Annotated in this window: 14 protein-coding genes; 6 read left to right on the top strand and 8 right to left on the bottom strand. The window is 65.4% G+C overall.

Annotation, left to right across the window (positions count from 1 at the left end):
• Nucleotides 1-64 precede the first annotated feature (64 nt).
• The 3 genes from OH799_RS23600 (at nt 65) to OH799_RS23590 (ending at nt 6,434) form a co-directional block, all read left to right on the top strand.
• Nucleotides 65-868 carry a hypothetical protein gene (locus OH799_RS23600; protein ID WP_406282435.1) on the top strand — a complete coding sequence of 268 codons (804 nt, stop codon included), beginning with the start codon at nt 65-67 and terminating at the stop codon, nt 866-868.
• 254 nt (nt 869-1,122) lie between these two features.
• Nucleotides 1,123-3,189 carry a PhoX family protein gene (locus tag OH799_RS23595; protein ID WP_406267996.1) on the top strand — a complete coding sequence of 689 codons (2,067 nt, stop codon included), beginning with the start codon at nt 1,123-1,125 and terminating at the stop codon, nt 3,187-3,189.
• A 176-nt stretch (nt 3,190-3,365) separates the two neighbouring features.
• Nucleotides 3,366-6,434, top strand: a complete 3,069-nt coding sequence (locus OH799_RS23590; RefSeq protein WP_406267993.1) for a hypothetical protein — start codon at nt 3,366-3,368, stop codon at nt 6,432-6,434.
• Nucleotides 6,435-6,735: 301 nt separating this feature from the next.
• On the opposite strand, the gene OH799_RS23585 is transcribed toward OH799_RS23590, so the two are convergent.
• The 6 genes from OH799_RS23585 to OH799_RS23560 all read right to left on the bottom strand — a co-directional run bounded on the left by OH799_RS23585 (nt 6,736) and on the right by OH799_RS23560 (nt 12,958).
• Nucleotides 6,736-7,242: a hypothetical protein gene (locus OH799_RS23585; RefSeq protein WP_406267990.1), complete on the bottom strand. Its 507-nt coding sequence runs from the start codon at nt 7,240-7,242 to the stop codon at nt 6,736-6,738.
• 2,219 nt (nt 7,243-9,461) lie between these two features.
• The gene (locus OH799_RS23580) at nt 9,462-9,665 is read right to left on the bottom strand and encodes a cold-shock protein (protein WP_406267987.1); all 204 of its coding nucleotides are present in this window, start codon (nt 9,663-9,665) and stop codon (nt 9,462-9,464) included.
• Between the two features lie 60 nt (nt 9,666-9,725).
• The gene (locus OH799_RS23575) at nt 9,726-9,914 is read right to left on the bottom strand and encodes a helix-turn-helix domain-containing protein (RefSeq protein ID WP_406267984.1); all 189 of its coding nucleotides are present in this window, start codon (nt 9,912-9,914) and stop codon (nt 9,726-9,728) included.
• Nucleotides 9,915-10,878: 964 nt separating this feature from the next.
• Nucleotides 10,879-11,172 (bottom strand): hypothetical protein, encoded by a 294-nt coding sequence (locus OH799_RS23570; protein WP_406267981.1) that lies wholly within the window; start codon nt 11,170-11,172, stop codon nt 10,879-10,881.
• 517 nt (nt 11,173-11,689) lie between these two features.
• Complete coding sequence (locus OH799_RS23565; protein ID WP_406267977.1) at nt 11,690-12,442, bottom strand: glycoside hydrolase family 25 protein; 753 nt, start codon at nt 12,440-12,442, stop codon at nt 11,690-11,692.
• Nucleotides 12,443-12,652: 210 nt separating this feature from the next.
• On the bottom strand, nt 12,653-12,958 hold the full coding sequence (locus tag OH799_RS23560; RefSeq protein ID WP_406267974.1) for a hypothetical protein: 306 nt from the start codon (nt 12,956-12,958) through the stop codon (nt 12,653-12,655).
• A 230-nt stretch (nt 12,959-13,188) separates the two neighbouring features.
• On the opposite strand from OH799_RS23560, the gene OH799_RS23555 reads away from it, so the two are divergent.
• Both OH799_RS23555 and OH799_RS23550 read left to right on the top strand, forming a co-directional pair.
• Nucleotides 13,189-14,418 carry a helix-turn-helix domain-containing protein gene (locus tag OH799_RS23555; RefSeq protein ID WP_406267971.1) on the top strand — a complete coding sequence of 410 codons (1,230 nt, stop codon included), beginning with the start codon at nt 13,189-13,191 and terminating at the stop codon, nt 14,416-14,418.
• Between the two features lie 45 nt (nt 14,419-14,463).
• Nucleotides 14,464-15,018, top strand: a complete 555-nt coding sequence (locus tag OH799_RS23550; RefSeq protein ID WP_406267968.1) for a flavoprotein — start codon at nt 14,464-14,466, stop codon at nt 15,016-15,018.
• Between the two features lie 66 nt (nt 15,019-15,084).
• On the opposite strand, the gene OH799_RS23545 is transcribed toward OH799_RS23550, so the two are convergent.
• On the bottom strand, nt 15,085-16,422 hold the full coding sequence (locus OH799_RS23545; RefSeq protein ID WP_406282432.1) for an MGH1-like glycoside hydrolase domain-containing protein: 1,338 nt from the start codon (nt 16,420-16,422) through the stop codon (nt 15,085-15,087).
• A gap of 128 nt (nt 16,423-16,550) precedes the next feature.
• On the opposite strand from OH799_RS23545, the gene OH799_RS23540 reads away from it, so the two are divergent.
• Nucleotides 16,551-17,240, top strand: a complete 690-nt coding sequence (locus OH799_RS23540) for an SDR family oxidoreductase (protein WP_406267966.1) — start codon at nt 16,551-16,553, stop codon at nt 17,238-17,240.
• A gap of 97 nt (nt 17,241-17,337) precedes the next feature.
• On the opposite strand, the gene leuS is transcribed toward OH799_RS23540, so the two are convergent.
• Complete coding sequence (gene leuS, locus OH799_RS23535; protein WP_406267963.1) at nt 17,338-20,184, bottom strand: leucine--tRNA ligase; 2,847 nt, start codon at nt 20,182-20,184, stop codon at nt 17,338-17,340.
• Nucleotides 20,185-20,199: the final 15 nt, after the last annotated feature.

Below are 20,199 nucleotides of genomic sequence, written 5' to 3'. Positions count from 1 at the left end.
GGTCGCTTCGCCGGGATGACGGCGCGCGATCGACCCGAACACATCGAACTACCGAGGAACGAACATCATGAAAAAGATCCGGTTAGTCGCCTCGGCTCTCGCGGCCCTGATGGTCGGCTATTACGTCTACCACGCCGTGACCTACGTCCCGACGAGCGAATACGAACCCCCCGGAATGGGCTGGCTCGGCTTCGAGATGGCGTTGCCGATCCTCGCGTCGACCCTGATCGTGCTGGTCTTCGCGTTCACTGGTGAAGGCATCGTCGCCGCCTTCACCGGCCACAACAGCGCGGGATTCCGCGACGGCCTGACCGGCCTCGGCACCGTCGAATCGTTCGCACAGACCGGGCTGACGCTCAACGATCAGCCGCAGATCCGCATCGAATTCCGCGTCGAGGGCGCGGACGGCAAGTTCTTCCACTCCAGCGCGAAGATCATCGTTCCACTCACCCAGCTCGCGCTGCTGCGGCCCGGTGTAGTGCTTCCGGTGCGCTACCTGCCGGAGCGGACCGACAAGGTCGAGGTCGATCTGTCCGGCGACGCGTCCGCGGCGCAGCGGGCGATGAACGAGTCGCTGATCCGCAAGGGCATCACCACCCAGCACAAGCTCGACATCGCCGAGCGTGGAATCGCCACCCAGGCGGTGGTGCGGTCGCTGTCGGTCACTGGCACGATTCGCGACGGCCACTCCGAAGTCGAGCTCGGTTTGGTGGTCACCCGGCCGGACGGGTCGGCCTTCGCTACCCGGGTGACGAAATTCCTCGCGCCGGACAGTGTCGGACAAGTGCAGGTCGGGCGCGTCCTGCGGGTGCACTACCTGCCCGAGAACGAGAGCGAGGTCGTCATCGCCCTCCCAGTCAATGCCTGATGGGCACAGCCGGACGAAATTCGTCCGCGGCCCCACGCCGGGCCATGCAGGTCGTGAGCATGCTGGCCGCCGCCAGCCGCCACAGCGAATGTCGCGTCGGTTCGAGATTGTCGAACGACGCGGCATTCGTTTTTGCTTTCCGGTGGCCAGGCAATTCAAGGGTTGCCGAGTTGGGCGGCTGTTCACCTTGGCGTCTTTTCCGGATTGTCCGGATGGTCTACCGTGCGGGTCGTCGGTCCAACCCAGGAGTCGCCGTGAGTCTTCAGCCACTCGCCCTCTTCGTGCAGCACGACGGCAAGTCGTCGCGCGCCGCCGTGACGTGTGAATACAAGTGCGCGAACGCGTGCTTCCACGAGGCGCCGAACACCTCCGCCGGTGCGTACTTCGGTGACATCGTCGGCTCGCTGAACCGGCGCGGGTTGATCAAGGGCGGCGCGGCCGCCGTGCTCGCGGTCGGCGCGGGCAGCGCCCTCGCGGCCTGCGGCGACGACAGCGAGCCCGCCGCGGCGGTGTCCACCTCGCCTGCGGGTCCGCCGGGAACCGGGACCGACTTCACGGCCGTCGCACCGAACAAGGAAGACGCCGTGGTGATTCCGGACGGCTACGAGCAGTCCGTCGTAATCCGCTGGGGCGATCCGTTGTTCGCCGACGCGCCCGCGTTCGACTTCGACAAGCAGACCGCCGCTGCGCAGGCCAAGCAGTTCGGCTACAACAACGACTTCGCCGCCCTGCTGCCGATCGAGGGTGTAGCGAACAGCTATCTGCTGGTGGTCAACCATGAGTACACCACCTCCCCGCACATGTTCCGCGGCTACAACAGGGACGCACCGACCGACGAGCAGATCGCGATCACCATGGCCGCGCACGGCCTGACCGTGGTCGAGGTGAAGGGCGAATCGGGGTCGGGCAAGCTGGTTCCAGCTTTCGGCAAGTACAACCGCAGGATCACCGCGACAACCGAGTTCGAGCTGACGGGTCCCGCCGCGGGCAGCGACTTCGTCAAGACCTCGGCCGACCCGACGGGTACCAAGGTGCTCGGTACCTTCGCCAATTGTTCTGGCGGTCTTACCCCTTGGGGCACAGTGCTTTCCGGCGAGGAAAACTTCAACGCATACTTCGCCAACGGCGCCAAGGTGACCGAATCCGCCGCCACGGCGCGACTGAAACGGTACGGCGTCGCCGCGGGCAAGACCGTCAACCAGTGGGAGCGGGCGGACAAGCGTTTCGATCTGGCGCAGGAACCCAATGAGGCCAACCGATTCGGCTATGTCATCGAGGTCGATCCGTGGGATCCGACCTCGACGCCGATCAAGCACACGGCGATGGGACGGCTCAAGCACGAGGGCGCCACCATTTACGTTACGAAGAACGGCGATGTCGTCTCCTACACCGGCGATGACGAAAAGTTCGACTACATGTACAAATTCGTGTCATCGCGCAAGATCCAGCCGGGCACCGGCGCCGCGAGCATGCGGCACAACCTGACCATCCTGGACGCGGGCACACTGTATGCCGCGAAGCTCGACGGCGACCACGCGGACAAGATCGACGGCACCGGAAGCAAGCCGTCGGACAAGGGTTTCACCGGGACCGGCCAGTGGATTCCGCTGCTCGAGACGGGCGCGGATGGCAAAGGCACGTCGCTGGTCGAGGGCATGAGTGCCGAAGAGGTAGCGGTGTTCACCCGGCTGGCCGCGGACAAGGTCGGTGCGACCAAGATGGACCGCCCGGAGGACTTCGAGGCCAACCCCTACACCGGCAAGGTGTACGTCGCGCTGACCAACAATGACAACCGGGGCGCGGCGGGCAAGCAGGGCCCGGACGAGGCGAACCCGCGCAATCTGAACAAGAACGGCCAGGTCCTGGAGATCGCCGACAACCACACCGGCACCACGTTCACCTGGTCGCTCCTGCTGGTCTGCGGCGATCCCGCGGCCGCGGACACCTATTTCGCCGGATACGACAAGGCCGAGGTCAGCCCGATCTCCTGCCCCGACAACCTGGCCTTCGACCCATACGGCAACCTGTGGATCTCCACCGACGGCAACGCGCTGAAGTCGAATGACGGGTTGTTCTCGGTCGTCCTCGACGGCCCGAACCGCGGCGCGACCAAACAGTTCCTTACCGTCCCCCGCGGCGCGGAGACCTGCGGCCCGGTGGTCACCGAGTCGCGGGTCATCGTGTGCGTGCAGCACCCAGGCGAGGCCGACGACGCGAGCCCGGAAAATCCGCTCTCGCACTGGCCGGACGGCGGAGCCGCTCAGCCGCGCCCGTCAGTCGCGGTGGTGTGGAAGAAGAACGGCGGTCGAGTGGGCACCTGAGACCGGAGGGGCGCCCTGTACTTTACCGGGCTCCCGGTAGTAATCGCCGAAAAAGCTTTGGGCCTCTTCACTGATGCGGTCAGAGATCTCGTCGCACCACATGGCATTCCTTAAGGGATGCTCAGAAGTTCAACGCAGCCTTGCGACTCGAAGGTGCGAGCGAGGATAACTTGTCTATGGCGACAGACGACGCGGGCAACCGACTCGATGACTGGCTGCACATGAGTAGCGTCCTGAAGTCTATGGCGGGCGACCTGGTGCCCGAACTTGACGATGTTACCTTCGACATGTCGATCGACGCATTGCGCCAGCTGGATGAATACATCGTCGACTGCGGCTATCCGAGCTGGTCTGGAGAAGACGGGAGCCCCGCCCAGATCATCGCCAGACATCTCGGCGACACGCTGATCCGAGTGGCAGGCGGGTCGTGGGAATGGGATCCGGAGGCCGATCCAGTCTACTTTCCCGAGGGACTGCCGTTCGTTTTGCCGGACCCCTCGGTCGACTTGGCACCGTTTTCACCGAAGCAGGCGATCAGCGACGCGTACCGGGCCAACGACGGTATCCAGTTCGCCGGGCTCTATCGGCGCTGGGAACGCGCAGCGAAACAGGCGAGCAAGAATCGGCCGCGGAAGCCTTCAACGAAACGAGCGACCAAGAGTCGGCCGCCGTGGTGGCATCGCAGTATGTCAGACGGCCTGGTCTCCTGGGTGCAGGGGCGCATCGACGCTTTCCCGGAGTGGGTGGAAACCTGGTCACCGGAGCAAGAATGGGACTTCTCACCTGATTCGCTGTCGGCATTGGAACAGCTGGTACGCCAGACCACACCGACCGAAAAGGTGCTGAACTGGGATGATTCCTACGACGATTTCAGGGAGGGCGCGGTCTGGTACTGCGGTGAAATTTTCCGTCGGGGGATCAATGGACGATGGACCGGAATTCCCAGCAATCCCTGCATCGAGCCTCTTGGGCAACAGAAACGGACCGACCCGAGGCAAGACACCAGGTGCACGCCCGGCGACGCACTGGTCATCGCACTCCAGGAACCGGGATACCTGACTGCGCACTACGCCAATTGTGTCGATGTCGGAGCCTGGGTGTCCAAGCAAGAATTGGAGTTTCCGGCCTGGATTGCCCGCTATGGGACCGGCTTTACTTGGGATTTTTCGGTCGTGTCACTCGATTCGCTGGCACTGGTGCTGTTTCGGAACTTCGCCGCCGCGAGAGACCTGGAAGCCCCGGAGAACAGGGAATTCAGTGAAGGCGCGGTCTGGTACCTGGGCGAGGCCGTGCGCCGCTACGAGCCGCCGCACTGGAGGTGGTGCTACCGCGAAAACGAGCACCCCATCCGCCGCTTCCAACTGTGGTCGCCGTATGACACGGCTGAAAAGTTCAGCCCGTATGTCCTTCTGGACGGCATGCTGAGACGTGGCAATCCCCTGGAACTACGACGGGTGCTGCCCGGTGCGAAGGTGCAGGACAAAGATCATCACCGGCCGGACCTCGATGTAGCGGGCGTCGATGGCTGGGCCTGGACCGGTCGCGACTGGGTGCAGCAGAGGGATGCCTGGGTGAACTCGATCGCGAGGTTGCTCGAAAACCTCAGGACAACCTACCTGCCTCGCGACATCGTGTTGGACTTCTCGTCCGAATCGCTGCGACGGGTGGCGGAGGTCGCGGTGGACCATCCAGGCGAACAGCCGGGGTTCCTCGAGGGAGTAGCGGCATATCTGGGGGAGATGCTGCGACGAGCCGGACGCGGCCGCTGGACCTGGATGGACAAGCCGATGCTCGACTTCGGGGGCATCGACAAGGTGTCACCGATGGAGTTGGTGCGATTCGCGCGGGAAATGCGAGACGCGCGCATGCTGACCCGGGTCTACGAGACCCGGCACCGGACTATCAGCACCGACTGGCCGACGAATCATTCGATACCCGACATCAGACCGCGTCCGACAACGCCGAGACTCTGCGACAGGTGGTTGGCCGAGCGAGAAGGGGAGTTCCCGGACTGGGTTGTCCATTTCGGCTCGGGCTACAGCTGGGGCTTCTCCCGGGACTCGCTGGATGCGTTGGCGGAAGTCGTGTTACGCGTGGTGTCGGGGCGCCAGGACCCGTTCGACGCTATCGAGTACGCGATGCTGTTGGATGGCGCGACATGGTACTTGGGCGAGATCATGCGTCGCGTCAAACCGTCGATATGGGACGACAACCTGCAGCTGAGCGACCTCCAACGGGTCCGGCGCGACGGCCCGTACTGCCCGGCCCAGAATTTGCGCAAGATGCTGCACCACGGCGATCCCACGATCTTGCGACGCGAGCACGATCGGTGGGCGTTGGACGAGATGCGTGCGCGGGTGAAGGAGGTCACCAGGTGGCGTGAGAGCCGGCGGGGTAGTCGGAAACAGCCGGATACCGTGCATCTCGCATCGTGGACAGCCACTTGCGAGCAACGTTTTCCGACCTGGGTCGAGCGCCACGGGGGTGGTTTTACCTGGGATTTCTCCCCGGAGTCGCTCGACTCGCTGGACGTGGTGATCCGCCGGACCACCCGCACGCCGTCGGACCTCCTGATAGACGGGCAGAACGCAGCGTTCCTGAACGGCGCCGCCTGGTATCTCGGTGAGGTGCTGTGCCGAGGCAAGGATATGCACTGGCACTACAACGGTCGCTGGATGATGGATTGCTATGTCAAAAAAGAGGATTCCAAAATATGGCACACACCTGCCATCGAACTGACCCAGGTATTCGAGAACTTCGGCCAAGGCGTGCTCCGACGACTGGTGTTCGGCGGTGAGGCGACGAGTCCCACCGATGGCGCGGCGATCGTCCAGCCGGATCGCATGAGCCAGTGGCTGTCCGAACGCCTCGCCGCCTTCGCGGGCTGGACAGCCGAGTACGCGCCGGATGGTCGGTGGGACTTCTCGCGGGACTCGCTGATCATGGTGGAAGAACTGGTGCACCGGGTCACGCCAACTGTGCAGCAACTGAACGCACCGGTCAACAGCCGATTCCACGACGGCGCCACCTGGTACATCGGCGAAACCTTCCGCCGCGGGCTGGGCGGTCGATGGAGCCTACAGCGGACCAAACGCAACGTTCCGCACCTGGTGAATCTCGGCCCCACACGCACGAAAACCGCGCCGGTCATTCTGCTCGAGGTCTCGCTCGAACAGCAGCCCACACCCCGCACACTCCTCCGAAATCACTTCGACAACATCGCTCGCGGCCACGTCGCTCACTAACGGAGCCGACCACCAACCCGCCTGCACAGCTCGAACCCCACGGCGAGGAACCTGCCTGCCGGGGGGCGTACTGTGGAAACAATGGCGTGATGCGGTGTGGGCCCCTGCGGATACTGGGCCCGCGTGGCGGATTACGGGCCGTTCATCAGCGCCGCACCCGCTGGAGGACTTCCTCCGGCGGACGCTGCGGCAGGGCCGTGGTCGCGGAGTCGAACTTCGTTGGATTTTCGGCGAGTCCGGAACCCCAGCTCCTGAGAAGCGGAACGGGCCCGAACTGCTTCGGTGTCCGATCGCCGACGGATCAGTCTTCGTCGAAAACGAGGATCGTGACAACGACCCCGCTGCCTACGCCGATCACCATCGTGTCGAACACGTGCCGTGTCACCGGGTTCCAGCCGCCGGTGCCGTCAGTGTTACTCCACCAGCGGCTTCCATGGCCGAGGAGACGGACCAGCGAACCGAACACCTCAGCTGCCTTGACCCGGTCATAGCGTCCGCGCGAGCCGTAGGCGAGCGTGGTCGAGGCGATGCCGATCAGCCGGTGCACAGCGCCATCCCCATCGATCTCGGCGAGGCGGTCAGCGAGTTCCGCAGAGGATTCCGGAACGTTGACGGACACGTTGGGATACCAGCGCTCGAGAACACCGAGACCTTCGATCAGGTCGAACACATCACGTGGCATCCGCGCTGCATCGCCGAGATTCGCCCACGCGTGCATCTCCCCATTGCCGAGCGGTCCGCTCGAGCCGGACAGCAAAGCGCGGATGCGGTCAAGGCGATCGCCGACCGGCAGAATGTCGGAAGTCACGCCGCCCAGCTTCGCACGGCTGGTATTTCGACGCCCCAGCCGCATAGGACGCGCAACGTCGCTCGCCGAGTCAGCTGCCTACCGCCGGATTTCCGGCGGATGCGCCCCTACCCCCTTCTCCTGGGAGAGTCGAGGAGGTAGCTGCCGCCGAGTTGCGCGGCCTAGTCCAGAAAGTGTTGGTGCAAAGGGCGTGCTGACGGTTGGTGCCGTCCTGGGGTGTGCCGGGTGTGGCCAGTGGGTGGTGGCGGCACTGACTCGCCAGTTGGGGGATCTCGCCTGGGGTTGCGGTAGAACTCGTCGAAAATCCAACGGTGTTCGGCATACGCTCTGATCAGGGCATGATCATCGGCAGTCGACAGAGTCCGCATCAGATGCGAGAAAGTCGCGTCAGATGCGAGTCCGCGCCAAGACGGTGTCCGGAGACCTCGGTTCGCGAGACATCTTCAGCGGCAGGATATTTCCGCATGTCGAACCTGTAATGCCTGCCGTCGAAACGTGTTTCGCGACCGACTCCTCGGTATCCCGTGCGTAGGCCCATATCTGTCCAGAATTCCGGCCGATGCTATGGCGACCCCCGGGCTGCCGCTCGCGAGGGCAGCGGTTCGCGGCGCTTTGTCATATCCGGGCAATTCGGACAGTATGGACGTGCCCTGCTCCCCGCAGGGATGACAAACACCAACTGACCCTGAACATCGGCCTGGACGATGAGATACCTTCTCTCCCATCTCATTTCTCGACTGTGCGCTTGGGAAGCCTTGCACCGTCTTGTGGCTGCTGCTGGGAATCGATACCAAGCCGACCAGTCGGAGTGGTCACGCCCGGCCGATCCGTATCGAGTGAGGATATTCCGATGACCCGAGACAGTCGCTACGGACATACGCGACGAATTCTTACGCGTGTTGTCATCGCGTCGGCAATAGTCGTGACTCCGGTTACCAGCGTCGCAGTTCCCGCCCTCGCCGAGCCACTGGCGCTTACGCCAGCAGACGAGTTCGCCAGCAGACGAGTTCGACGCTGCCGACCGCGGGGACAGGGGGCGCGGAGATTGGGACCGCGGGGACAGGGGGCGCGGAGATTGGGACCGCGGGGATAGGGGGCGCGGAGATCGGGACCGGGGGCGCGGAGATTGGGACCGCGGCGACTGGGGCAGCGGCCGGGGTAGGTCCGGAGGGTTTCTTCCCTTGCCGGGGACCGGAAGCGCGTTCTGAACACGCAGGGGCCAATGGCCCGGTTGCCGCGTTGCGATCTCGACTTCGTCGGTGACGTTGCTGGAGAGCAGCCTCACGGTCATGGCGATTGCCATGTCGACCGAGTCGGGCTCCGCACCGCTTGGCTAATGCCAACCTTCCGGGAGCTGGCCCCAGGGGAAGAGATTCCCCCACCCTGGGATGTTTCCCCGTCCAGGAAAGTCTGCCGAACCGGAGCCGGGGAAGCCTTGCCCCCCGAAGCAGTTGCCGGACTCACACTTCCACGGGTCGGCTGATGCGGGGCCGGCAGCGAACGTGGTGCCGACCAACACTGAACCAGAGATGGTCGCAGCGGCGATCATCCCTGTTGCTAGGCGCTTCGCACTCATAACGCGAGCCTGCATCGGCGAATTGGGGTGCGGGCGTCGGTGCAGCCATAGCAGGCACCACCGCCGTCAATCGTGGCGGACACGTGTGACCTTGGGTTTCGGGTACCCGGGCAACGGTGAGTCCTAGCATCCCTTCTGTCACGAGCGGCCGTCACGGCGCTGGTGGCCCGCATGAGAACGGCTTACCCCTGGTCCTGCTCGGCATCCTGCGGCTAGGCAGGGCCAGGGGTGGTCGCCGATGCGATTCCCGGTGTCCACGCCGGTGTTGGTCAGGCACGCCCAACGACCACAGCGGCGGAACCGGGCGGGTCTTCACGCGTGACGGTGGCTGGTCGGCCGGCAGCCGCACTAGCGGCGGCGAAGCCACGGTCAGCAGGTGCGCGCTGAGCCGCGCTCTGCGCTGGTGCGGGCTCGGGTAGGTCGGCAGGCGCTTGTAAATCGTTCCGACACAGCCTCGGCGCCAAGTTGAGGTACGGGCCAACATCACACCGGGAGACGACGCGGGAGCGTCAGGCTGAGGTGCCGTTCGCGTCATTCTGACGCTGTGCGGCTGGGTTCATGACCTTTCTGATCCGTGGTCGGGAATCCCGTACCTGCCGGTCAGCAGTCGGTGGCCGTGTGCGGCGCGCAACTGCTGGGGGTCCTATAACGGCATGATGTCGGCGGCTTGCGGGCCCTTGGGGCCAACCTTGACTTCGAACATGACCCTCTCGTTCTCTTTCAGCGTTTTTAATCCAACGATCTGGATCTCGCTGAAATGAACGAACAGGTCCTCACCACCACTGTCGGGTGTGATGAATCCGTAGCCCTTCTCGTCGTTGAACCACTTCACCGTGCCGGTCTCCATAGCCTCTCCTAGGGATGTCGACAAGACTCAACGGCCGGACTCGCGCAACGAACTGCCTGATCACACTACAGCGGGCCGGCCCTCTCCTACGGTCACCACGGGCTGGCCGGACGTGGCGGCGGTGCTGAGTTCGGGCAGGTACTTGTAGATCGTCGAGCGGGAGACCCCCAGCAGCCGCGCGACCGAGGACACCGTTTCTTCCGGGCGGGTGAGGATGGCGCGGGCCTGGCGGATCTGCTCGGCAGTCATCGCCGTTCAGCGATGCCCGAAGTGCCTTCAGCTGGGGCGATGTGCTAGGCGACACGAAAATGTCAGAGCTCTGACCTGCGGATACGACAGTCGTGTCAGTAGGCGACACGGTTTGGCGAGCGGTGATGGTTCCCCCAGCGGCCAGGCAAGCCGATAGTGCAGCCGAGGAATCGCGGAGAGCCGATAAAGGATTACCTGTCATGAGTCGCGATACTGTAGCAGTCGCCGGATCATATAATTGTTTGTTTTATTCCGCTGCGATCCGAATGGCAACACAATGTATTACCGAGCTGCGCTGGGTAATACATAGATAGACCGGTATCAGGCGCCGAGTGCAGCCGCTGGTGGCGCCGTACGTCATGGCGATCAACACTTCTGCTCGTGGTCGGCTCGACCTCGGGCGGCAATGATCTGGCCAACATACACAGCTTATCGCGCCAATCGCGGCTACGGCTCCGACCCCGGGCAAAATTATGGAGCGTAACGAATTACGGCCATGTCGGGCAGGCTTTTAACGCACAGCTGTTCGCATCGCTCCGATCCGGTATGCGCGCGACTCGCTGCCGTGGTCTCTGTAGATCCAGGGATCGACTCCGATGGTGAGCTATTATGCAGCAACATTGGTTCGCTTGCGCCGTGAATGGAGGCAAGGACATGGCTGTCGGTACATTCATCTACCAGAATTCCTCAGGCTACTCCGACCGTATCAACGATCCTGACGAGTATCGAACCTACAATATCTACATCGGGAACGGGTCGATTGAAAACAAAACCAACGCCACCGTACGTCTGTATACCGGGACGGATGGCCGCGGTGACTCCGATTACCTGAATCCCAACACCAGCACGTACCTCACGAGGAGCTATTTGAGTTGCGTGTTCACATCTTGACCTCCACCTTTCGCCCGGCTGGTGTGCTGGTCTATGGGCCGGGCCATGTGACGTAGCAATAGTGAACTTCGCCTCAGGTGTCCGAGGTGTCCTGGTCCTGCGGTGCAACGACGAAGGTGTCCTGCCCGTCCGGGTCCCGTCCGGTGTCGAGGATCTTGTCGTCCAAGAAGGCGGCGGCCTGCTGGTCCAGGAAGATCCGTGATCCTTCGGCAGTCAGGACCTGGTCTTGCTCGGCCGGTGCGGCGGCAACCGCGAGCTGCAGCGTCTGCGCGCCGTCCGCCGTGAAGATTCGCAGCCCGGCATCCTCCGGCGTCCCCTCCGAGGACGTGATACTGCGAACGACCTCGATAGCAGTGGGGGTGAGCATCAACATGTGTCTATTTCCTTCCGCTGTCGTGACAATCGATCAGAAATATGGCCGACTCGGATTGCGCGGGCCGGTCCCCAACGTGATCGTCGCCGGTGCCTACCACCAGCGCGACGTTCTCCCCACGAGTAGCCAAAGGCTGCTTCGCGAAACATATCCCCGTCGCAGCCCTCATTTTCCCTGCTCAGGGGCGAACTATCGCCCCAAGTGAACCGCTGCCGGGTCACAGCGTCGAGCTCGTTTTCGGCGAGCACCCGAACATGCCGTCCGCGCGGTTGTCGTGTCGCGAATTCCGGCAACGCCTGCCGCAGCTGCGGCTCGGCCAGCGCTTCCTCGAATAACATTTCTTCGAATGTCCGTCAGCTCCTTTGCCTTTCGGCGACCCAACCAGAAACAGCTGATTCCCGTGCGGCCTTGTGTCCGTAATCAATACGCAGCGAACTTGTGGTGTGTCGCAATCGACTTTGTCGCATGGTTTTCGGCCGTGCTCGATCGCGATGTCGGAAGACGCACCGTGCTACCCGCTTCCGGTGAGTCCGCCCATGTTGGCGAACCGGGCGAAATCGCCTTGGGCTCCGCTGTATACGTTGAGGTCGGTGCGACCGGCAATGCCCGGGATGGTGCCGCGGTCGGTGGTCTGCCAGAACGTCCAGGTGGGCCAGCCGCCGGGGACCTCGGGTTGGGCGTTGCCGCGGTAGTCGGCGATCCAGAGGGGGTATCTGGTGAACTCGGTGGTGTCGGCCATCGCACTCTGCCAGAACCGGGGATAGGTGTAGATGATGGGGACGCGGCCGGTCAGAGCCTGCACGGTGGTGAGGTACCGGCGAGTCCAGTCGATCAGGGCCGCTGGGTTGAGCCCGCCGGCGTCCTCCAGGTCGAGGACCGGCGGCATATCGAGCGGGCCGTTCTGCCCGAGCGCCACCGCCGCGTACATCGCGGCCTGCGGTTCGGGTGGCAAATTCGGCCGGGCGTAGTGATAGGTACCGCGAGCTATGCCGGCCGCGCGCATCAGCAGACTGTCGGGCACGAAGTAGGGGTTGATGTAGCTCAGGCCCTCGGTGGCCTTGACCATGGCGAAGTCGTGGCCGGAACGTTTGACCGCGAACCAATCGATCAGCCGTCCGTCGACGTGCTGCCAGGACGAGACATCCGGCCCGCTCGGCGCGGCCGTGGCGACCGGGAGGGTAGCTGAAAGGCTGCCGATCAGGGCGATCAGCGATAGCGCCGCACCTTGGCGACGGATGGTCGAGGCCCACCAAGAGTTGTCCATGTCATTTGACGATAGCGACTTGCTCTAGCTGTTACCAGTGGTGCAGGTGTGACAGTTGTGTACGGGAACCGCGCAGCAACGCACCCGATGCAGCAGCGTAGTTTTGGTGAAGGTGGTCCAGAAGTCGCAAACCGGCTCGGCTACTGGTGTCGGTGTGGCGGCGACCGGCCCGGCACCGATTGCCAGGACGGCGGCCGCTACCCCCGCCGCTCAGTACTCCCGCGACGTGTCCGGCTTCATACGCCCGGCGGCGATCAACGCTTGCCGTGCCGCTGCCTTACGCGGGCAGTCCTGTACCCGGCACCCGCGATGGCGCTGCATGGTCCAGTGCGCTTCGGACACGCTCAGCGGCTGGTCGGGTGGCTCGTGCGGCCACCCGTGCGGCCACAGCCCGGCGTGGGCGTCCTCGGCCCGGATACGTCGGTGTTCGGCTCTCCAGTCGGCCTGTACGCGATCCACGATCTCTTGCGCCGACGTGCCGTCCGAGTCGCCTTCTCGCCACCAGTTGAACCCCACCGCTTCACCCCTGCCGTGTTCGCTGTCATTGGTGGCATCCGACGCCGAGGGCTTTCGCCACCGGCTGGCGGCTCACTGCTGGCCGGTGTGCCGATTAGGGCAACGGCATCGACCCGGCGCCGGGTGCCTGGGCAACAGTGACGGCCTGGTCGGCGGAAACTGTCCCGCTGCGGGACAACTGCCTACCCATCTAGCATTGGGTTTCGCCAGTACTCGTTGAGGATGAGCAGATGAGCGAACACCAGAGGCACGAAGGCCGATACGTGGGCCGCCAAGTGCGCGTGATTCGCGCCCGGCGCGGTATCTCTCAACAGGTCTTGGCCGACCGAGTCGGTATCAGCCGCGGCGCGATCGCCAAGTACGAGAACGGCGAACGGCCGGTAGATTCGCGACGGACGCTGCATGCGCTGGCGCAAGCGCTCGGTGTCTCGATCGGCGACCTGACCGGACACGAACAGGACCGGCTCGACCCGTCTTCGGCCGGGTTCCACGCCGCTGTGCCGAGTATCGAAACCGCGCTGTGGACGGCCGGGAACACCACGCGCACGAGCCCGCTGCGGAGACTAGAGGAGCTGAAGGCGACGGCGCGGCAGGCTGCCCATCTGCGACGTGCCTGTGATTACGCCGCGCTCGGGCCGATGCTGGCGCCGTTGCTCACTGACTGCTACCAGCACACCCGCGAGGCAACCGGAACGGACCGTGATACGGCATGGGATGTGCTTGCCACCGTTGCGTACATAACCGCGCAGTCGGCATCGCGTCGCGGTTATTCAGCATTGGCATGGACCGCCGCGCAGGAGATCGAGCGGGCGACCGCGAACATCGGTGGCACGGCAGGTCCGGCGACGGCGGCCTTCACCCACAGTCAGATTCTTCTCTCACGCCCAGGCTCGTTGCCCGCCGCCCTGGACCGCGCGGTGAGCACGGCGCAGCGCCTCGCGCCGGATGTGCGTACGCTCGGCGAAGTCGAAACCTACGGAATGCTGCATCTGCAAGCCGCTCTCGCCACGGCGGCGCTCGGCGGCGATCCCGCGACGCACTTGGACGAGGCAAGCGAGCAGGTGGACCGGCTCGAGCGGTCGGTGACCGGAGCGTCGATACTGCGCAATCCCACCTTCGGCGCGGCCAATGTCACGCTGTGGCGCATGTCGGCCGCGATGGAACGGCGCGAGCCGGATCAGGTCCTGGAGCTGGCACCCACCCTGGCCCCCGAAACGATTGCCGCCGAAGGACGCCGGGCGCAGTACTTCGTGGAAATCGGCCGCGCCCATGCCCTCCGACGCGACTACCGGCAATCGCTGCACGCTCTACTGCGTGCCGAACACACTGCACCGCAACAGGTTCGAGGTATGAGCCACGTGCGCGAACTGGTCGGACACATGATGCGAACGGCTCGCCGTGAGCTGACGACCGGTGATCTGGGGCGACTGGCCAAACGAGTCGGTGCTGTTCCGGCATAAGCGCCGACACCGGACGTGTCGCGCTGCAACTGACACGATGGGGCGATGAACGACAACGGAGATCTCGTCCTGTATGCGATCGTCACCGGCTCGCCCCTGGCCCGCGATGTCGGCACGTTGGTCGATCTGGCACAGGCGGACGGCTGGGATGTGTGCGTGATCGCCTCGCCGTATGGCTACCGGTTCATCGACGCCGAAGCACTCGAACGGAAGACCGGCCATCCGGTGCGCAGTCAGTACAAGGAACCCGGCACACCGGACATGCTTCCACCCGCCGACGCCATGATCGCCGCTCCGATCACCGCCAACTCCCTGGCGAAGTGGTCCGCGGGAATCTCCGACACGCTGCCCCTCGGCCTGCTGGTCGAAGCCGTCGGACTGGGCCTGCCCGTCGTCGCGGTCCCCTACTCGAACCGGGCGCAACTCGGATTTCCACCCATTCAGAACGCCATGCGCAATCTCGCCGACTGGGGCGTGACCGTTCTCGGCGACCACACCGGACACGAGCCCCGAGCCGGCGAGAGCACGCGACACTTGTTCCCCTGGCACAGCGCCTGGCAAGCAGTCCGCACGCACCCACGACGTGAGAACAGAAGCTAGCCCAAGGCAGTCAGGGAATCTGCTGGGCAGAGCAACCTGATGGCGCGCGTCCGCACCGGAAGCGGTTCAGCCCAGCCAGTCCAATACCGACGCCGCGGTCCAGGACTGCTGCATGCTGCCGAGCGGTTCTCCGGTGAACGGCTCGTAGTACTCGGCGAAGCTGCCGTCGCTGGCCTGGCGCAATCCCTCGGCGCGCAGCATGAAGGAGCGCTCGGCCCAGCCGCGCCGGGCGAAGACCCAGGAGAACAGCCAGCTCATCACCGGCCAGACCGGGCCGCGCCAGTATTCGCGGGAGCGGAAGTCCTTGGACACCGGTGAGGTGGAGGGCGGCAGCGCGTATCGCAGGTCCGGATGTCCGCAGAAGCGCGGGCCTTCGAATATCCGCAGCAGGCTGCGTTCGGTGTTGCGCGGCAGGCCGCCGCACAGCAGCGGCGCGAACATGGCGAGTGTCTCGGTGCCGATCCACCGCCCCAACCGCACGTCGAAGTCGCGCGCGGCGCCGGTGCGGGCGTCGGTCGTCGCGACGACGCCCGCGCGGAACCGGTCGGCCCACGTGTACAGGTCGCGCACGTCGGCGTTGGGCTGCTTGTACTCCTCGCCGATATTGGCCAGTACCTCGCAGGCCAGCGCGAAGATCGCGGTGACGAACACATCCTCGACGGCGAAGCTCATGGTGGAGGCGAGCTGGTAGTCGTCGTAGCCCGCGCGGCGCATCTGCTCGACCAGCCACAGGTAGCGGTCGTACTCGCGGTCGGTGGGCCGCTGGGTCGGATCAGCGACCACAAGCAAGTCCTCGCGATGGTAGGCAGGCAGGTCGCCGGGGACCACGTTCTCGTAGGCGCGGTCCCAGCGCGGCGAGTTGTCCATGCCGGACTCCCACCCGTGATACAGCGTGATCCGGCCGGTCTCCTTGGGGTCTCGGGCGTGCGCCAGCCAACGGTGCCAGCGCACCAGGTCCGGCCAGCGCCGGTTGAGAAACCCCTCGGCCACCGACCGGGTGCTGCGGCCATGCCTGCGGGAGTGGTCCAGAATGCGCTGCACCGCGATGGCATGCACCGGTGGCTGGGTGATCCCGGAGGTGTCCGGGCCATCCGGTGCGTTTGCGGCCAGCTCACGGCACTCCCAGCGGGATGGGCCGGGAAAGTATCCGTCGACGCCGTTGGCGAAGACGATGTGCGGGATCATGCCGTTCTTCCACTGCGCCGAGAGCAGGGTGTCGAGCTCGATCACCGCCCGCTCCACGCTCAGCGGAGCCAGCCCGACCGCGACGAACGCCGCGTCCCAGCTCCACATGTGCGGATACAGCCGCGGCGCGGCGGTGGTCATCGTGCCCAGGTCGTTGCCACGCAGCAGGTAGGCGGCGCGGGCTGCGAGCTGGGTTGGGGTGAAGCCCGCGTGTTGCATCCCCCTATTCTGCGATGCCACTCGCGGATATGCCCGCTCAGCGGCGTCCGAGTCGCCCTCGTCACTCTGCGGGGTGTCCAGTGCTATGGGGTTCACGCGCACTTTCTCGGATGGTTACGGTGGGGTCCATGACCTCCGCCGTGACCCGGAAACCGACCGCGTTGATCACCGGCGCCAGCCGCGGGCTCGGCGCCGCGATCGCGCGTGCATTGGCGCCGACGCACGACCTGCTGCTCGGTGCCCGCTCGGCGGACGCGTTGCGTGACATCCTGGCGGAGCTGCCCGACGCGACCGGGTGGCCGGTCGAGCTGACCGACTATCCCGCGGTCGCCGCGGCGGTCGCGCCGATCCGACGTCTGGATGTGCTGGTGCACAACGCCGGAGTCGCTGACCTCGGCGCCATCGCGGAATCCACCGTCGATCAGTGGCGAAAGACCTTGGAAGCCAACCTGATCGCGGTCGCCGAGCTGACCAGGCTGCTGCTTCCCGCGCTGCGGTCCAGTAATGGCCATGTGGTGCTGATCAATTCGGGCGCCGGACTGCGCGCGAACGCCGGCTGGGCCTCCTACGCGGCGAGCAAATTCGGGCTGCGCGCCTTCGGTGACGCACTGCGGCTGGAAGAGCCCGCGCTGCGGGTGACCTCGATTCACCCGGGCCGCATCGACACCGACATGCAGCGCCAGATCGTCGCGGACGAGGGCCGCGAGTACGAATCGGCGGAGTTCCTCACTCCGGAAACGGTCGCGGGTGCGGTGCGTGCCGCCATCGACACTCCGCGCGACGGGCACCCCACCGAGATCGTGCTCCGTCCCTACTGATCCCGCCTGCTCGGCCCGCTGACCTGCCGCTTCGCGACACGGCTGGATCGTGACCTCGACGCCCGAGAAGGCCGGCGTCACACACTCCCCAGCGCGGTCAGGCGACGATGTTCACCAGCCGGCCGGGCACCACGATCAGCTTGCGCGGCGCGGCCCCGTTCAGCAGCGCGGCGATTTTCTCGTCGGCCAGCGCGGCAGCCTCGATAGTCGCGTTGTCGGCATCGGCGGCCACCTGAATTCGGCTGCGCACCTTGCCGTTCACCTGGATCGGGTACTCGACCGACTCATCCACCAGCAGCGCCGGATCGGCGACCGGAAACGGGCCGTGCGCCAGCGACGCGGTGTGGCCCATGCGTTCCCACAGCTCCTCGGCGATGTGCGGGGACAGCGGAGCCAGCATCAGCACCATCGGTTCGACCACCGCGCGCGGCGCGCCGTCCGGGTAGGTCTTGGTCAGGTGGTTGGTCAATTCGATCAGCTTGGCACCCGCCGTGTTGTCACGCAGCGCGGCGAAATCCTCATCCACGCCGGCGATCGTCTTGTGCAGCAACCGCAGCGTTTCGTCGGTCGGCACGGCGTCGGTGACCCGCACACCGCCGGTCTCCTCGTCCACCACAAGTCGCCAGAAGCGCTGCAGGAAGCGGTGCGCGCCCACGACGTCCTTGGTCGCCCACGGACGAGAGGTATCCAGCGGACCCATCGCCATCTCGTAGAAGCGGAAGGTGTCCGCGCCGTACAGATCGCACATCTCATCCGGAGAGATGGCGTTCTTCAGCGACTTACCGATCTTGCCGTATTCCTGGAACACCTCGATCTCGGCGCCGGTGGCGTCGGTCCAGAAGAACGTGCCGTCCCGCTCGACCACCTCTGCGGCGGGCACGTACGCGCCGCGCTCATCGGTGTAGGCGTGCGCCTGGATGTAGCCCTGGTTGAACAGCCGCCGGTACGGCTCCGAGCCGGTGACATCGCCCAGATCGAACAGCACCTTCTGCCAGAAGCGCGCGTACAGCAGGTGCAGCACCGCGTGCTCGACGCCGCCGACGTACAGGTCCACGCCACCCGGGTCGTTCGGGCCGCCGACCGCTGTGCGTGGGCCCAGCCAGTACGCCTCGTTCTCCTTGGCGCAGAACGCCTCGGTGTTGGTCGGGTCGGCATAGCGCAGCTGGTACCAGGAGCTGCCCGCCCAGTTCGGCATCACGTTCGTGTCGCGCCGATACTGCTTCGGCCCGTCGCCCAGATCCAGTTCGACGTGCACCCAGTCGGTGGCCTTGGCCAGCGGCGGCGACGGCTCGGAGGACGCGTCGTCCGGGTCGAAGGTCACCGGCGCGAAGTCGTCCAGCTCCGGAAGCCGCACCGGCAGCATGGATTCCGGCAGTGCGTGCGGTGCGCCCTGCTCGTCGTAGACGATCGGGAACGGCTCGCCCCAATACCGCTGGCGGGCGAACAGCCAGTCGCGCAGCTTGTACTGGATGGTGCCGGTGCCGTGACCGTCGGCATCCAGCCGGGCGATCACCGTTGCCTTGGCATCCTCGACCGAAAGCCCGTTCAGGTAGTCGGAATTCACCAGCTCGCCATCGCCCGAGTGCGCCGAAGCGGTGATGTCGCCGCCGGAGATGACCTCCTTGATCGGCAGGCCGAGCACGGTGGCGAAATCCCAGTCGCGCTGGTCGTGGCCGGGCACCGCCATGATCGCGCCGGTGCCGTACCCGCTGAGCACGTAGTCGGCGATGAAGATCGGCACGGGGGCGCCGTCGACCGGGTTGGTGGCGTAGGTGCCGAGGAAGACGCCGGTCTTCTCCCTGCTCTCCTGGCGCTCCAGATCCGACTTGGCCGCGATCGACTTGCGGTAGGCCGCGACGGCATCCGCGGGAGTGGCGGCACCCTCGTTGGTCCAGCGCGGGTCGGTGCCTTCGGGCCACGCGTCGGCGGTCAGCTTGTCGACCAGCTCATGCTCCGGTGCCAGCACGACGTACGTCGCACCGAACAGGGTGTCGGGCCGGGTGGTGAAGACCTCGATCTGCTCGCCATCGGCGTCGAACTTCACCCGCGCACCACGCGAGCGCCCGATCCAGTTGCGCTGCATGGCCTTCACGTTCTCCGGCCAGTCCAGGTCGTCGAGATCGTCGACCAGCCGGTCGGCGTAGGCGGTGATGCGCATCATCCACTGCCACAGCCGCTTGCGGAACACCGGGAAATTCCCACGCTCGCTGCGCCCTTCGGCGGTGACCTCCTCGTTCGACAGAACGGTGCCGAGGCCCGGACACCAGTTGACCACCGAATCGGTTTGGTAGACCAGGCGATACGAATCCAGTAGCGCGCTGCGCTCGGCGGCGGTCATGGTGGCCCAGTCCTGCCCGCCGGGGGCAGGCCGCGTGCCGGAGGCGAATTGGGCTTCCAGTTCCGCGATCGGGCGGGCACGATCGGACTCCTGGTCGTACCAGGCGTGGTAGATGCGCAGGAAGATCCACTGGGTCCAGCGGTAGTACTCCGGGTCGGTGGTCGCGAACGAGCGGCGCCGGTCGTGGCCGAGACCCAGCCGGTCCAGCTGACGCTGCATGGTGGCGATGTTCGACTCGGTGGTCACCCGCGGGTGCGCGCCGGTCTGCACTGCGTACTGCTCGGCGGGCAGACCGAACGCGTCGTAGCCGAGGGCGTGCAGCACGTTGCGGCCGTGCATGCGGTGGTAGCGGGCGAAGACGTCGGTGGCGATATAGCCCAGCGGATGCCCGACATGCAGACCGGCGCCGGAGGGGTAGGGAAACATGTCCTGCACGAACAGCTTGTCGGCCGGGGTCGTCCCGGCGAGCGGGCCCACCGGATTCGGCGCGTGGAAGGTTCCGCGCTCATCCCACGTCCGCTGCCACCGGCGCTCGATGCGGCCGGCAAGCGCCGCGCTGTACCGGTGCTCTGGCCCAGCGCTTTCGGTTGCACGTGTGTCCTGCACGGTCCTGCCTTCTTG

This window comes from Nocardia sp. NBC_00881 (genome assembly GCF_045207455.1).
Taxonomy (GTDB): Bacteria; Actinomycetota; Actinomycetes; order Mycobacteriales; family Mycobacteriaceae; genus Nocardia.
This window is presented reverse-complemented; position numbering and strand designations above follow the sequence as displayed.

What these genes read in the sequence shown, in the direction of transcription:
- OH799_RS23550 (WP_406267968.1), top strand. Translation starts at nt 14,464, where the DNA reads ATGAACGACAACGGAGATCTCGTCCTGTATGCGATCGTCACCGGCTCG.
- OH799_RS23570 (WP_406267981.1), bottom strand. Translation starts at nt 11,172, where the DNA reads ATGCTCACCCCCACTGCTATCGAGGTCGTTCGCAGTATCACGTCCTCG.
- OH799_RS23540 (WP_406267966.1), top strand. Translation starts at nt 16,551, where the DNA reads ATGACCTCCGCCGTGACCCGGAAACCGACCGCGTTGATCACCGGCGCC.
- OH799_RS23575 (WP_406267984.1), bottom strand. Translation starts at nt 9,914, where the DNA reads ATGACTGCCGAGCAGATCCGCCAGGCCCGCGCCATCCTCACCCGCCCG.
- OH799_RS23555 (WP_406267971.1), top strand. Translation starts at nt 13,189, where the DNA reads ATGAGCGAACACCAGAGGCACGAAGGCCGATACGTGGGCCGCCAAGTG.
- OH799_RS23580 (WP_406267987.1), bottom strand. Translation starts at nt 9,665, where the DNA reads ATGGAGACCGGCACGGTGAAGTGGTTCAACGACGAGAAGGGCTACGGA.
- OH799_RS23545 (WP_406282432.1), bottom strand. Translation starts at nt 16,422, where the DNA reads ATGCAACACGCGGGCTTCACCCCAACCCAGCTCGCAGCCCGCGCCGCC.
- OH799_RS23590 (WP_406267993.1), top strand. Translation starts at nt 3,366, where the DNA reads ATGGCGACAGACGACGCGGGCAACCGACTCGATGACTGGCTGCACATG.
- OH799_RS23565 (WP_406267977.1), bottom strand. Translation starts at nt 12,442, where the DNA reads ATGGACAACTCTTGGTGGGCCTCGACCATCCGTCGCCAAGGTGCGGCG.